Source organism: Streptomyces sp. NPDC058620 (assembly GCF_042717135.1).
Taxonomy (GTDB): domain Bacteria; phylum Actinomycetota; class Actinomycetes; order Streptomycetales; family Streptomycetaceae; genus Streptomyces.
The window spans coordinates 59,181-71,685 of sequence record NZ_JBHXQO010000011.1 but is presented as its reverse complement, the minus strand read 5'-3'; the positions used below and the strand labels follow the sequence as shown (position 1 = coordinate 71,685).

Sequence of the window (12,505 nt, the reverse complement as noted above, 5' to 3'; positions counted from 1 at the left end):
GGGCCGATGGCACGGATGACGGCACGGCGGGCCCTGTCCGCCGTGCCGGTCCTGATCGCCGTCACCTTCGGCGTCTTCGCCGTCGCCGCCGCCTCCCCCTTCGACCCCGTCAAGGCGTACGCGGGCACGGCGGGCCTGACCGCATCGCAGGAGAACCTCGACCAGCTCAGGGCCAACCTCGGCGTCGACCAGCCCCTGGTCACCCGCTGGTGGGACTGGCTGACGTCCGCCGTTCAGGGCGATCTCGGCGACTCCAGCGTGCTGCGCATGCCCGTCGCCGACGTCATCGGCGAACGCGCGGGCTGGTCGCTGGCCCTCGCCACCTGCGCGTTCGTCATCGCGATCCTGCTGGGCACCGCGCTCGGCGTCCTGGCCGCCCGCCGCCCCGGCGGCGCGCTCGACCGCTGCGTCAGCTCCGCCGCGTACACCCTGGAGGCGGCACCCGCCTTCTGGCTCGGACTGCTCGCCATCTGGTTCTTCGCCCTGAAGCTGGACGTGCTCCCGGCCGGCGGTCTCACCGACGCCGGAAGCGACGTCGTCACCTTCGGCCAGGTCGCCACCCACCTGGTGCTGCCCGCGTCCGTCCTCGGGATCTCCCAGCTGCCGTGGTTCTTCCTGTACGTACGCCAGGGAGTGACCGACGCCCTCGACGAGGACCCGGTACGCGGCGCCCGGGCCCGCGGCCTCCGCGAGCGCACCGTGCTGCTGGGCCACGCCCTGCGCTCCGGAATGCTCCCGATGCTCACCCTCATCGGCTCCCGCGTCCCCGAACTCATCACGGGCGCCCTGCTCGTCGAGACGGTCTTCAGCTGGCCGGGCATCGCCGCGGCCACCGTGCAGGCCGCCACCTCCGTGGACTTCTCCCTGCTCGCCGCACTCACCGTGCTCGCCACCGCGGCCGTACTCCTCGGGAACCTCCTCTCCGACCTGCTGTACGGACTCGCCGACCCGAGAGTGGGCTTCGATGGCTGACCTCGCACTCCGGCCAGCCCGGGGCGCCGCCCGCCGCACCCGGGTGGTCACCTCGGCCGGCATCCTCGTGGCGGTGGCGCTCGCCGTTCTCCTCGTGCCCCCACTGGCCCAGCTCGACCAGCAGGCCGTCGACCTCGGAGCCAAACTCCAACCGCCCTCCCTCGCTCACCCGTTCGGCACGGACGACGTCGGCCGGGACCTGCTGCTGCGCTGTGTGTACGGGCTGCGGGTCTCGCTGCTCGTCGGACTCGTCGCCGCGTTCACCGCCACCGTCATCGGTACGGCGGTCGGCGCGCTCGCTGCGGCGTTCGGCGGCTGGACCGACCGGGTCGTCATGCGCCTCGTCGACACCTTCTCGTCCATCCCGCACCTGCTGCTCGGCATCTTCATCGTGGCGATGTTCCGGCCCGGCGTCTGGCCCGTCATCGTGTCCGTGGCGCTGACCCACTGGCTGTCGACCGCGCGGATCGTCCGCTCCGAGGTGCTGTCGCTGCGCTCGCGGCCGTTCATCGACGCGGCGATCTCCGGCGGAGCCTCACGGGGCCGGGTCATCGTCCGGCATCTGCTGCCCGGAGTGCTGCCGCAGGCCGGTCTCGCGGCGGTGCTCATGGTGCCGCACGCCATGTGGCACGAGTCCGCGCTGTCGTTCCTGGGTCTCGGCCTGCCGACCCATCAGGCGAGCCTCGGCAACCTCGTGCAGTCGGCGCGGGGTTCGCTGCTGGCGGGGGACTGGTGGCCGACACTCTTCCCCGGCCTCTTCCTGATCATTCCGACCCTCGCCCTGGCGGGGCTCGCAGGCGCCTGGCGGGAGCGGATCAACCCGCGCCGCCGATCGGAGCTGATGCTGTGAAGAACACCTCCGCGACCTCGACAACGCCCTCGACACCCACCCCGACGGCGGCCCCGGCACCGCCCGTCCTCTCCGTGGCGGGGCTGTCCGTCCGCTTCAGGATGCGCGGCGGACGGCATGTCGCCGCCGTCACCGACGCCACCTTCGACCTCGCGGCGGGGGAGTGCCTCGCCCTGGTAGGCGAGAGCGGCTGCGGCAAGTCCGTCCTCGCCTCCGCCCTGCTGGGGCTGCTGCCCGCGAACGCCGGGACGTCGGGGGCCGCGGTCCTCGACGGAGGCATCGACCTGCTCACCGCCGGGGAGCGCACCCTCGCCCGTACCGTGCGGGGACGCCGGATCGGACTCGTACCGCAGAGCCCCGCCGCCCACCTCACTCCTGTACGGACGGTCCGTGCGCAGCTGGAGGAAACCCTGCGCGAGCTGACCGGCGTGCGGGGACCCGCTGTACGGCCCGCGGCGCGGGCGGCGGCCGAACGCGCCGCGTTCCCCGCCGACCACCTCGACCGCTACCCGCACGAACTCTCCGGCGGTCTGGCCCAGCGCGCCGCCACCGCGCTGGCCCTCATCGGTGACGCGCCGCTGCTCCTCGCCGACGAGCCCACCACCGGACTCGACCGGGAGCTCGTGGAGCGGACCGTCGACGAACTGCGGCGCCTCACCGACGGGGGCCGGGCACTGCTGATCATCACCCACGATCTGGCGGCGGCCGAGCGGATCGCCGACCGGGTCGCCGTGATGTACGCGGGCCGCATCGTCGAACTCGCCGACGCAGGAGACTTCTTCGGCCGGCCGGGCCCCCGCCACCCGTATGCGCGGGGCCTGCTGGACGCCCTGCCGGAACGGGAGTTCACGCCGATCCCCGGCATGCCGCCCGAGCTGGGCGACCTGCCCGCGGGATGTGCCTTCGCCGCCCGTTGCGCCCGCGCCGACGAACAGTGCGGGCGGCAGCCCTCGTTCGAGAGCGGGGTGGCCTGCCACCACGTCACGAGCCACGAGATGCGCCGAGCCGAGGAGCCCGCCGATGCTTGAGCTCACCCGCATCACCGCCGGATACGACCCGCGCGACCCCGTCGTGCGCGACGTCTCGCTCGCCGTCGCACAGGGGGAATCGGTCGGGCTGCTCGGCCCGAGCGGCTGCGGAAAGTCGACGCTGGCGCGGGTCGCCGCGCTGCTCCACCGCCCCGACGCCGGCTCGGTCGTCCTCGACGGCACTCCGGTACGGGGCTGGCGGCACCGCGCCCCGCAGGAGCAGCGCACCGCCGTGGGCGTCGTGTTCCAGCAGCCGCGCCTGTCCGCCGACCCCCGGCTGAGCCTGCACGAGCTCATCGCCCAGCCGCTCAGGTCGACCGGGCGGCGCCGCGACGTCGCCGAGCGCGTGGGCGAGCTGGCGCGGGAGGTCGGACTCACCGAGGAACTTCTGGGACGCCGCCCGCACGCCGTCAGCGACGGGCAGCTGCAACGGGCTTGCCTCGCCCGCGCCCTGGTGCTCCGGCCGGGGCTGCTGATCTGCGACGAGATGACGGCGATGCTCGACGCCTCGACCACCGCCGCCCTCGTCGCGGTCGTGGAGGCGTACCGCGCGGAGTCCGGCGCCGCGCTGCTGGCCGTGGGTCACGACCGGGTGCTCCTGGAGCGCTGGTGCGACCGGACGGTGCGGTGGGGGGAGTTGGACGGGCAGCGTGGACCCGCCGCGGCCGTGGGCCCGCGCGGGTAGCCGGGGGCGTCGACGACCGGGTCCCCGGACTGCCCCCGCCCGTCCGGCGAACAGCGGGCGCGGCGCAGTCGACGGGCGGGCGACGGATGGTCCAATTCTTGGCAGGTACCTGCCCGTCAGGAGGGGTGCGGCTCCATACTCGGTCGCGTCCGCCGACCGGTTCCGCCCCTTGCTCCAGGGAGACGCCATGGCATACCTGACCCGTCGCAGAGTCGTCACCACCGCACTCGCCACCGCGGCCGCGGGCGTGATGATCCCCGCGCAGACGGCGGCCGCCACTGGCCGGCCCCGTCCGCGCCCTCTGGCCCACGCCCACGCGCACAACGACTACCTGCACCCGCGCCCGCTGCACGACGCGCTCGACCACGGATTCACCAGCGTGGAGGCGGACATCTTCCTCGTCGGCGGCGAGCTGCTCGTGGCCCACGAGCCCGCCGGGCTCGACCCCACCCGTACCCTCGCCTCGCTCTACCTCGATCCGCTGCTGGCCCGGGTCACGGCGAACCACGGCGCCGTGCACGCCGGACACCGCACTCCACTGCAGCTGCTGATCGACATCAAGAACGAGGGCGCGGCCGCCTACGCCGAACTCGACCGGCAGCTCCAGCCCTACCGCAAGATCCTGACCCGCTTCAGGAACGGCCGCGTCCACACCGGTGCGGTCACCCCCGTCATCTCCGGCGACCGGGCCGCCCGCGTGCCCATGGAGGCCCAGCGCACGCGGTACGCCTTCTACGACGGCCGGCTCGACGACCTCACCGGTCCGGCGGCCGCCTCCTTCATCCCGCTCGTCAGCAGCAACTGGACGCAGAGCTTCACCTGGCGCGGGGCCGGCCCCTTCCCCGCGGCCGAGCGGGACAGGCTCCGCATCCTCGTCGACACCGCGCACAACCAGGGCCGGCGCGTCCGCTTCTGGGCGACACCCGACGTACCGGGCCCGGAACGCGACGCCCTGTGGACGGAACTCCTGGCGGCAGGCGTCGACCATCTCAACACCGATGACCTGGCCGGACTCGAAACCTTCCTGCGCAACCGCGCAAGGGACGGACGCACCGACGCCTGACCGACGGTCCCCGGCGCCTCCGTGCCGAAACGGTCACGCCGAGTCAACACCCGTTCGGCGGACACGCCAGTGCGCCGGACGGCCCCTTCGCTACGCCACACTGGCGGCCGAATGCCGCAATTCAGGCGCGGCGGAGGAGGTTGGCATGGCCATTTCGATCTCACTGGTGCTGCTCCTGCTGATTCTCGCAGTGATCTTCCTGCGCAACGGAGGGCTGAAGGTCTCCCACGCGCTGGTCTGCGCCCTGCTCGGCTTCTTCCTCGCGGGCACGAGCATGGCGCCGACCATCCAGGAGGGGATCATCGCCACGGCGAACGTCGTCAGCAGCCTGCACCCCTGAGGCCACACCCTGACCTGCACCGCTTCCCCGTAACCACCCCTTTCGGCTACGCGGCTCCGTCCGATACGGGACAATGGCGACGGAACCCGGCCGCGCACTGCTCCGGACGGCCCCGCCACGTATCTGGAGAACGCAGCAATGTCCTTCCCACCCCCCGGACGGCAGTCGGGCGTCGCACACCACGAGTACTGCAACACCGGACTCTGCTGCCGGTGCCAGCAGCGGTCCTGGACGACGAAGCTGGGCAACGAACGGCTCTGCGGACTGTGCGCCGCCTGCTGCCGGGAGTGCGGCAGGTCTCCCGCCCCCCACCTGGACGGGCTGAACGACGGGCTCTGCGGCGTGTGCCGAGGTCTGTGCGCGCGCTGCCACACCCCAATGCCGCCGGAAGGCGAATGCGGATGCCGGACCTGGCACCGGAGGGCGGGCTCCGACCCCGTCGGTTACGTACTGCGCGCGATTCCGCAGCCGCTGACGCAGGCACTCGGCCGCCGTATGCCGCAGGAGATCCACGAGCTGATCCACCAGGAGCTGGGCCGGCGCACGCCCGCCCAGCTCGTGGACCGGATGGAACGCCGGTGGAACACGCGCTGGTCCCACGCCCTGCACGAGAAGGACGAGGACGGCCGCCGCCGCTGGAGCGTCGAGGAGATCACGGAGGAGTTGCTGCGGCCGGGCCACTGCTCCGATCCGCAGTGCGAGGACGGTTATCTCGTCACCAGCGATACGCCGTGCGGGCGGTGCCAGCACCCCACGCACCGCTTCGTCACCGCGGTGGCCGACCACACGGCGACCTCGGCACACGCCCGTGCCACCGCGGCCGAGATCAGGCGGGCCATGCTGGACAACCGTTCCCGCAAGCAGCACCCGAAGCCCCCGCAGAGACCGCAGCGCTGATCAGTCGCCAGGTCCCACGTACTCAGGTGCCGACGAGCCGCGAGCGGATCAGGAACCGCACCCCTTCGGGAGCCTCCAGCGAGAATCCGCTGCCGCGCCCCTCGACCACGTCGACGATCAGCCGGGTGTGGGCCCACACCGCGTACTGGCTCCTCGACATCCAGAACGGGACGGGCTCGGCGACTCCGGTGACGTCGAGGGAGGCGAGCAGCACGTCCGAGTTTCCCGTCCGGAACTCACCGGCCGGGTAGCACATGGGCGCGCTGCCGTCACAGCAGCCACCGGACTGGTGGAACATCAGCGGGCCGTGATCCGCCCGCAGCGTGCGCAGGAGGGCAGCAGCCGCAGGAGTGAGCTCTACCGTGGGAGCCGGTGCGTCGCCGGGGAGCTCGTTCGTCTCGTGTGCGTTCACCTACGGGCCCTTCTCCGAACACTCGGGACAGCCGGTTGTGCAGATCAGCCGGCCGCTGAAGACAGCTGCGCCGCACCAGTGAACTCCCCGCAACGTTGCAGGAGGGTTGCGCGCCCCCGCCGGTGCCCCGCCCGCCGGGCGCGGCGTGGCTCAGCCCTCGAAGCCGTTCTCGCCGAGCCCATCTCGCGTACCTCGGCCAGGTCACGGATCGCTCCGTCGACCACGAACGCCGCGCTGCCCCGCGGCGCCGGGCGACCGCGCACACGTTGATGGCCGCGTGCAGCATGAGGTTGCCATCCGGAGGGCACCGCACGGTGAAGGCAGGCCCCGCGATACGCGGCATCGGCTGCCGCAGCGGGCGGATGCCGATGTCCATGACCTGTTCGCGCCCGAGACCGTCGAGCGGTTCCACGCGAGGCGGATCCGGCCCGTGATCGGTGTTTCCCGGCGAGGGGGCGCCGGTCCGCCCCGTGCGGGAGGCAGACTGTCGTACCCTCCCGCTAGGTTGCCCGCATGAGTGAATTCGTGCTGGTAGCAGGGGCGTGGCTGGGATCATGGGCCTGGGACGAGGTGGTGCCCGGCCTGCGGGCCGCGGGGCACGGCGCGCACCCGTTGACGCTGACCGGCCTCGCCGAGAAGAAGGGCCGGGCCGCAGGCCAGCAGACCCACGTCCAGGACATCGTCGACGAGGTGGAGCGCCTGGATCTGCGCGACGTCGTCCTGGTCGGCCACAGCTACTCGGGCATTCCGGTCGGCCAGGCCGCCGAGCGTCTGGGGGACCGGCTGACCCGGGTGGTCTTCGTGGACTCCAGCGTCCCGGCCGACGGCGAGTCGTTCGCCTCCGGCTGGTGGGAGGGCCGGGAGAAGCTGGAGACCCCGATCAGGGAGAACGGCGGCTTCTGGGCGCCGCTCACCGCCGCGGACTGCGAGGGCCAGGATCTGACCGCCGAGCAGACCGCACGGCTCGTGGGCGGTTCGACGCCGCATCCGGGCGCCACGCTGACCGAGCCGGCCATGGTCACGGGGTCGCTCGGCGAGCTTCCGGCGACGTACATCAAGTGCCTGCTCGACGGCGACGAGCCCAGTGAGGACGTCGCCGAGCTGCTGAAGAGCGAGCACTGGCGACTGGTCACGATGGACACCGGGCACTGGCCGATGTTCTCCCGGCCCGCCGAACTGGCCGGGATTCTGCACCGGGCAGCCGTGGGCGACTGACCACGGGTGATCGATTGGCGAGGTCAGGAGCCGAGGCTTAACGTCGGTGAGGTGAGCGATTGCCGTCACCGCTGACGTGAGGCGTAGATGCCATGACGAGCTCCCACGCACCAACTTCCCGAACTGCCGCTGCCCCGGAGCGGGGCAGCGGCAGCGGAATGGCCCTGCTGGTCATCGCGTCCTGCCAGCTGATGGTGGTCCTCGACATCACCATCGTGAACATCGCCCTGCCGCACATCCAGACCTCCCTGGGCTTCTCCACCGAGTCGCTGTCGTGGGTGATCAACGCCTACACGCTGACCTTCGGCGGTCTGCTCCTGCTCGGTGGGCGGCTGGGCGACATTCTCGGCCGCCGCAGAGTCTTCATGTTCGGCATCCTGCTGTTCGTCTTCGCCTCCCTGCTGGGCGGACTCTCGCAGGAGTCGTGGCAACTGCTCGCCGCGCGCGCTCTCCAGGGCGTCGGCGGTGCCATCGCTTCCCCCACGGCCCTCGCGCTCATCACCACGACGTTCCGTGAAGGACCCGAGCGGAACCGGGCGTTCGGTGTGTTCGCAGCCGTTTCGGCGGGCGGCAGCGCGATCGGCCTGCTCGCGGGCGGACTGCTCGTGGAGTGGCTCGACTGGCGCTGGATCCTCTTCGTGAACGTGCCCATCGGCCTGCTGATCGTGCTCGCGACGCCCCGCTACATCCGTGAGTCCGAACGTCACCCGGGCCACTTCGACATCCTTGGCGCGCTCACCTCGACCGTGGGCATGGTGCTGCTCGTCTACGGCTTCATCCGCGCTTCCGAGGACGGCTGGCGCGACGGCCTGACGCTCCTGGCCTTCGCCGCCGCCATCGTGCTGCTGGCCGTGTTCCTCCTGATCGAGAACCGGTCGAAGCAGCCCATCACACCGCTGTGGATGTTCCGCGACCGCAATCGCGCCGGCTCCTACGGAATGATGCTGAGCCTCGCCGCGGCGATGTTCGGAATGTTCTTCTTCCTGACGCTCTTCGTGCAGAACATCCTGGATTTCAGCCCCTTGCGGGCCGGTCTCGCGTTCCTGCCGGTGAGCGTGATCATCGCGGTCGGCGCCGGAATCGCCTCGCAGCTGCTGCCCCGATGGGGCCCCAAGCCGTTCATGGTGGTCGGTGCGGTCCTGGCGGCGGCGGGACTCGCCTGGCTGACGCTGACGGACATCGACAGCACGTACCTGGGGAGCATCCTCGGCCCGATGCTGGTCTTCGGCCTCGGCATGGGCATGCAGTTCGTCTCGCTGACACTGATGGCGGTGTCGGGTGTGGGCGCCCGCGACTCCGGGGCGGCCTCCGGCATCCTCAACGCCACCCAACAGGTGGGCGGGTCGCTCGGCCTGTCCATCCTGGTCACGATCTTCGGTACGGCCAGCCGAAACGAGGCGACCGACCAGGTCCCGCGCTTCATGGCGGAGGCCACCCCCGCCGAACTCCAGGAGTTCCGCAGGACGGGGGAGCTGCCGGGAACCTGGGGCGACCAGGTGCTGACGTCCGGCATTTCGAGCGCGTTCATCGGCGCCGCCGTCCTGGCGATCATCGCGGCGCTGATCGCCCTGGTCGTCATCCAGGTGCGTCCCGCCGATCTGGAGCGCCTGCGCGGTGGCGAAACCACGCCCCTCGGAGCGGCCGGGGACCCCGCCGAGGGCGATGCCGACGCCGGTGCACCGGCCGGAGCGCCGCCCCGTGGCTCCGGCCCCTCCGACGGGCCGTCCCCGGGACACCCCGACCTGCCGACCGACGGAACGCCCCCCGCGCGATGACCGCGAGACCGGACACGTGATCATGGTGGCCGGGACGCGTTGTCGCGATACGGGCTGCGGCGCGGACAGCGGAGCACGTACACTCGGCCCGCACTCGCGCCCACCGGCGGGGAGTGTACGCAACTGATTGACGGAGAAGTTCGACATGAGTTCCGCAGACAGGTCCGAGGCACCGATTTACGCCAGTCTCGTGCAGGAGCACGGAGATGTGCTGGCCGAGGTTCGCCGGGTGGCCGAACAGGCACTCCGCGAAGCAGAACGCGCGATCGACTTCAGCGACCTGCGTGCGCCGGTCGCCTTCCGGTGATCCCGGCCACACCCGCCGCCTGATCACCGAGTACCCGGCCGAACGGCCCTCACTGGGAACCCGTTCACCCGTTCGATAGGTTGACCGGTCATGTGGGGAATGAGCGCTGTCGCATACCGTCGGCTCGGTACGGCCGGCTCCGTCGCGACCGTCATCGGCGGCTGGGCCGCAGGCAAACTGCCGGCCCGCGACCCCTGGGGACTGTGGGTGCCGCACGGGTCCGCGCTGACCACGTCGGCCGCCGTCCTGGCCTACGCCGGACTGACCCTCCTCGTCGTCGCCTGGTGGCAGTACGGCCGGGCAGGCGCCTCCGTACGCGAAACGCTCGTCACCCTCGTCTGGTGGACGGCCCCGATGGTGCTTGCACCGCCGCTCTACAGCGCCGACGTGTACAGCTACATCGCCCAGGGCGCCATGGTCATCGAAGGGCACGACGTCTATGCCGTGGGGCCCTCGGTCCTCGACCCCGGCGGGCTCGGCGGTGATGCCGCCTCGAGTGTCGGAGGGCACTGGACGGACACCCCGGCACCGTACGGACCCTTCTTCCTCGTGCTCGCCCGCGGCGTGACCTGGCTGACGGGCGGCACGATCGTGCCCGCCGTGCTCGGCATGCGCCTCATCGCCGTGGCCGCGCTGCTGCTGATCGTATGGGCGCTGCGGCGCCTGGCGCGCGAGCACGGCAGGAGCGAGAGCGCCGCTCTCTGGCTCGGTGCGCTCAATCCGCTGCTGCTCATGCACGTGATCGGCGGCATGCACAACGACGGGCTCATGATCGGACTCATGCTGGCGGGCGTGGTCCTCGCCATGCGTGGCCGCTGGATCACCGGCAGTGTGCTCGTCGGACTGGCCATGATGGTCAAGTCCCCGGCGGCAGTCGCGCTGCTGTTCATCGGTGTACTCGTGACCGGGGCGGCCACCGGTCCGTTCGCGCGCCGGCTGGCGAAGGGCCTGCTGGCGCCCGGCCTGGTCGCGGTGGTGGTGGCCGTCGTGGCCACCCTCCTCGCCGGGACCGGCTTCGGCTGGCTGGGAACGCAGAGCGTCGCGGGCACCATCCATACCGCACTGTCGGCCACCAGCGACGTCGGCCTCGCCCTGGGCCACCTGCTGCATCTGGTCATCGGCACCGACCCCGCAACGGCGAAGTCCGTCGTCCAGACGCTGGGCCTCGCGGCAGCGGCCGCACTGGTCCTGCACCTCGCATGGCGCTCCCTGCGCGACCGGCTGCAACCGGTCCACGCCCTCGCTCTCGCCCTGCTCGCCCTGGTCGCGCTCTCACCGATGGTCCAGCCCTGGTACCTGCTGTGGGGAACGGCGGTCGTCGCCGCCACCTCGGCGCACGGCCGCGCCGGCACAGTGGTCGCCGTAATGTCGGCTGCGCTCGTGTACGAGACGCACCCCACGGGAAGCACGCCGCCCTACGGCTTCGCCCTCGCGGCGGCCGCCGGGGTGATCGGCACGCTCCTCGTCCGCCGCGAGACATCGCGTCAGGAGCCGGTCCGTCTCCCGGCCCCACGCACCGCGGAGCCCGAGGGCGCCGAGGAAGCCCGCATCCGACGGGTGGGCTCCGGTTCCGTTTGACATGCGGTGGCCGGGTGGGAGGGTTGTCGATGTGCCGGTCCGCTGCCGTGCCCGGCAGCAGACCGCCGCGCGCGCGAGACGCGAAGGAGGACGGACGATGAAGGACGACGTGACGTTCCAGATCTGCGAGCACCTCGACGAGCTGCGGCCCGTGACCCCCGACAGCCCGGACTCGTGCCCGGAGTGCGTGGCGCAGGGCGACACGTGGGTGCACCTGCGGGAGTGCCAGAGCTGCGGACACGTCGGGTGTTGCGACTCCTCGAAGAACAAGCACGCCACCGCCCACTTCGCCGACAGCGGCCACCCGCTCATCCGCTCCTTCGAGACGGGTGAGAGCTGGTGGTGGTGCTACGTGGACCAGGTCTCCTTCGACGTCGAGGGCGCACGGCCGGCCCGTCCGGTCTGAACGTCCAGCGCGTCGAGAAGCCAGTCGTGGGCGGCGCCGGCCGTGGGCTGCGACGGGCCGGCCAGCTCGGCGACCAGCTGCCAGTAGCGGTCGATACGGGGGTCGTCCGCCAACACCCCGGCGAGCCGGCGCCGGAAGCCGGGAGTGTCCCGCGCCCCGTGTGAGCGGGCGTAGGCGGAGACGAAGCAGTCGAGCGCCTCGCCCTCGCGCCCCGGCCGCCGGGCCCGAAGCTCCGACGACGCCAGCGCGTACGCCTCGCTGAGACCTTCGTAGAGCACGGCCGGACGGTAGCCCTTGTTGCTCCGGTGCGCCTCCGGCTGGCAGTGCGTGGCAGCGACGCACACACCGGACACGAAGGAGAACAGCCGGGCGATGGACAGCACCTGGGCCGGGGTCGGATCGGCGGGTGGCTGCGGGATCGCCTGATCGACGACGGCGGAGACCAGCGGCGCGGGCAGCCGCGGGGGCAGCCAGCGTCGCCAGAAGCGCGCCAGCACGGTGGTGTCGGGCGGGAGCGGCACGGCGCCGATCAGCCGGAGCCGGTCGGCACGTTCCTGCGGGGTGCAGCCCTGGAGCAGCTGGAGGGCGGCCTCCCGCCAGCGCAGGGCGGCCAGTTGGGAGCCGATCTCCCTCAGCTGCCCCGCGACGACGTCCTCCAGCACGTCGTCCTCGTCGAGGACCCGGCCCACCTCCACGACCGGCAGGTCGAGCGTGCGCAACGAGCGGATGAGGCGGAGCCGGTCGACCGCCCCGGGGCCGTATCTGCGGTGCCCGCCCGAGCTGCGTGCGGCCTCGGGCAGCAGACCCCGGTCCGAGTAGAAGCGGACGGTCTTGACGGAGACGCCCGCGTGCTCGGCGAGCTCTCCGATGCTCCACATGCCGTCAGGGGACAACCTTGAACCTCCCTCAGGGGGAGTTACTACGGTACCTGCGAGGGGGCCGGCCCATTCGGCTGGCCCCACGGACCACAGCGTGCG

The 12,505-nt window shown here is 71.9% G+C and carries 14 protein-coding genes and 1 pseudogene; 12 read left to right on the top strand and 3 right to left on the bottom strand.

The window, feature by feature from the left end; all coding sequences use genetic code 11:
* Positions 1-6 precede the first annotated feature (6 nt).
* The 7 genes from ACFWSK_RS14155 (at position 7) to ACFWSK_RS14125 (ending at position 5,835) form a co-directional block, all read left to right on the top strand.
* Complete coding sequence (locus tag ACFWSK_RS14155) at positions 7-972, top strand: ABC transporter permease (protein ID WP_383784722.1); 966 nt, start codon at positions 7-9, stop codon at positions 970-972.
* Entirely contained in the window at positions 965-1,822 is an 858-nt protein-coding gene (locus ACFWSK_RS14150; RefSeq protein ID WP_383784719.1) for an ABC transporter permease, read from the top strand. Before ACFWSK_RS14155 ends, ACFWSK_RS14150 begins: the two co-directional genes overlap by 8 nt.
* A gap of 101 nt (positions 1,823-1,923) precedes the next feature.
* Entirely contained in the window at positions 1,924-2,850 is a 927-nt protein-coding gene (locus ACFWSK_RS14145; RefSeq protein WP_383784920.1) for an ABC transporter ATP-binding protein, read from the top strand.
* A complete protein-coding gene (locus ACFWSK_RS14140; protein ID WP_383784716.1) occupies positions 2,843-3,535 on the top strand; it encodes an ABC transporter ATP-binding protein in 693 nt (230 codons plus the stop codon). Before ACFWSK_RS14145 ends, ACFWSK_RS14140 begins: the two co-directional genes overlap by 8 nt.
* Before the next feature lie 187 nt (positions 3,536-3,722).
* On the top strand, positions 3,723-4,598 hold the full coding sequence (locus ACFWSK_RS14135) for a phosphatidylinositol-specific phospholipase C/glycerophosphodiester phosphodiesterase family protein (protein ID WP_383784714.1): 876 nt from the start codon (positions 3,723-3,725) through the stop codon (positions 4,596-4,598).
* Between the two features lie 145 nt (positions 4,599-4,743).
* On the top strand, positions 4,744-4,938 hold the full coding sequence (locus ACFWSK_RS14130) for a hypothetical protein (protein ID WP_383784711.1): 195 nt from the start codon (positions 4,744-4,746) through the stop codon (positions 4,936-4,938).
* Between the two features lie 138 nt (positions 4,939-5,076).
* Complete coding sequence (locus ACFWSK_RS14125; protein ID WP_383784708.1) at positions 5,077-5,835, top strand: hypothetical protein; 759 nt, start codon at positions 5,077-5,079, stop codon at positions 5,833-5,835.
* 22 nt (positions 5,836-5,857) lie between these two features.
* On the opposite strand, the gene ACFWSK_RS14120 is transcribed toward ACFWSK_RS14125, so the two are convergent.
* A complete protein-coding gene (locus ACFWSK_RS14120; RefSeq protein ID WP_383784705.1) occupies positions 5,858-6,247 on the bottom strand; it encodes a DUF779 domain-containing protein in 390 nt (129 codons plus the stop codon).
* Between the two features lie 176 nt (positions 6,248-6,423).
* A pseudogene (locus ACFWSK_RS14115) lies at positions 6,424-6,659 on the bottom strand (RraA family protein); the annotation flags it as partial.
* Positions 6,660-6,760: 101 nt separating this feature from the next.
* Between ACFWSK_RS14115 and ACFWSK_RS14110 the strand changes: the two are divergent.
* The 5 genes from ACFWSK_RS14110 to ACFWSK_RS14090 all read left to right on the top strand — a co-directional run bounded on the left by ACFWSK_RS14110 (position 6,761) and on the right by ACFWSK_RS14090 (position 11,528).
* The gene (locus ACFWSK_RS14110) at positions 6,761-7,462 is read left to right on the top strand and encodes an alpha/beta fold hydrolase (RefSeq protein ID WP_383784702.1); all 702 of its coding nucleotides are present in this window, start codon (positions 6,761-6,763) and stop codon (positions 7,460-7,462) included.
* Positions 7,463-7,554: 92 nt separating this feature from the next.
* Positions 7,555-9,237, top strand: coding sequence for an MFS transporter (locus ACFWSK_RS14105; protein ID WP_383784699.1), 1,683 nt, complete (start codon positions 7,555-7,557; stop codon positions 9,235-9,237).
* 145 nt (positions 9,238-9,382) lie between these two features.
* Positions 9,383-9,544, top strand: coding sequence for a hypothetical protein (locus ACFWSK_RS14100; RefSeq protein ID WP_173317069.1), 162 nt, complete (start codon positions 9,383-9,385; stop codon positions 9,542-9,544).
* A gap of 90 nt (positions 9,545-9,634) precedes the next feature.
* On the top strand, positions 9,635-11,122 hold the full coding sequence (gene mptB, locus ACFWSK_RS14095; protein WP_383784696.1) for a polyprenol phosphomannose-dependent alpha 1,6 mannosyltransferase MptB: 1,488 nt from the start codon (positions 9,635-9,637) through the stop codon (positions 11,120-11,122).
* A gap of 97 nt (positions 11,123-11,219) precedes the next feature.
* Positions 11,220-11,528, top strand: a complete 309-nt coding sequence (locus ACFWSK_RS14090) for a ubiquitin carboxyl-terminal hydrolase 14 (protein ID WP_383784693.1) — start codon at positions 11,220-11,222, stop codon at positions 11,526-11,528.
* Here the strand turns inward: ACFWSK_RS14090 and ACFWSK_RS14085 are convergent.
* Positions 11,471-12,406, bottom strand: coding sequence for a MerR family transcriptional regulator (locus ACFWSK_RS14085; protein WP_383784690.1), 936 nt, complete (start codon positions 12,404-12,406; stop codon positions 11,471-11,473). The genes ACFWSK_RS14090 and ACFWSK_RS14085 overlap by 58 nt on opposite strands.
* Positions 12,407-12,505: the final 99 nt, after the last annotated feature.

Coding starts and splice junctions, on each gene's coding strand:
- ACFWSK_RS14155 (WP_383784722.1), top strand. CDS start 7: ATGGCACGGATGACGGCACGGCGGGCCCTGTCCGCCGTGCCGGTCCTG.
- ACFWSK_RS14150 (WP_383784719.1), top strand. CDS start 965: ATGGCTGACCTCGCACTCCGGCCAGCCCGGGGCGCCGCCCGCCGCACC.
- ACFWSK_RS14145 (WP_383784920.1), top strand. CDS start 1,924: ATGCGCGGCGGACGGCATGTCGCCGCCGTCACCGACGCCACCTTCGAC.
- ACFWSK_RS14140 (WP_383784716.1), top strand. CDS start 2,843: ATGCTTGAGCTCACCCGCATCACCGCCGGATACGACCCGCGCGACCCC.
- ACFWSK_RS14135 (WP_383784714.1), top strand. CDS start 3,723: ATGGCATACCTGACCCGTCGCAGAGTCGTCACCACCGCACTCGCCACC.
- ACFWSK_RS14130 (WP_383784711.1), top strand. CDS start 4,744: ATGGCCATTTCGATCTCACTGGTGCTGCTCCTGCTGATTCTCGCAGTG.
- ACFWSK_RS14125 (WP_383784708.1), top strand. CDS start 5,077: ATGTCCTTCCCACCCCCCGGACGGCAGTCGGGCGTCGCACACCACGAG.
- ACFWSK_RS14110 (WP_383784702.1), top strand. CDS start 6,761: ATGAGTGAATTCGTGCTGGTAGCAGGGGCGTGGCTGGGATCATGGGCC.
- ACFWSK_RS14105 (WP_383784699.1), top strand. CDS start 7,555: ATGACGAGCTCCCACGCACCAACTTCCCGAACTGCCGCTGCCCCGGAG.
- ACFWSK_RS14100 (WP_173317069.1), top strand. CDS start 9,383: ATGAGTTCCGCAGACAGGTCCGAGGCACCGATTTACGCCAGTCTCGTG.
- mptB (WP_383784696.1), top strand. CDS start 9,635: ATGTGGGGAATGAGCGCTGTCGCATACCGTCGGCTCGGTACGGCCGGC.
- ACFWSK_RS14090 (WP_383784693.1), top strand. CDS start 11,220: ATGAAGGACGACGTGACGTTCCAGATCTGCGAGCACCTCGACGAGCTG.
- ACFWSK_RS14085 (WP_383784690.1), bottom strand. CDS start 12,406: ATGTGGAGCATCGGAGAGCTCGCCGAGCACGCGGGCGTCTCCGTCAAG.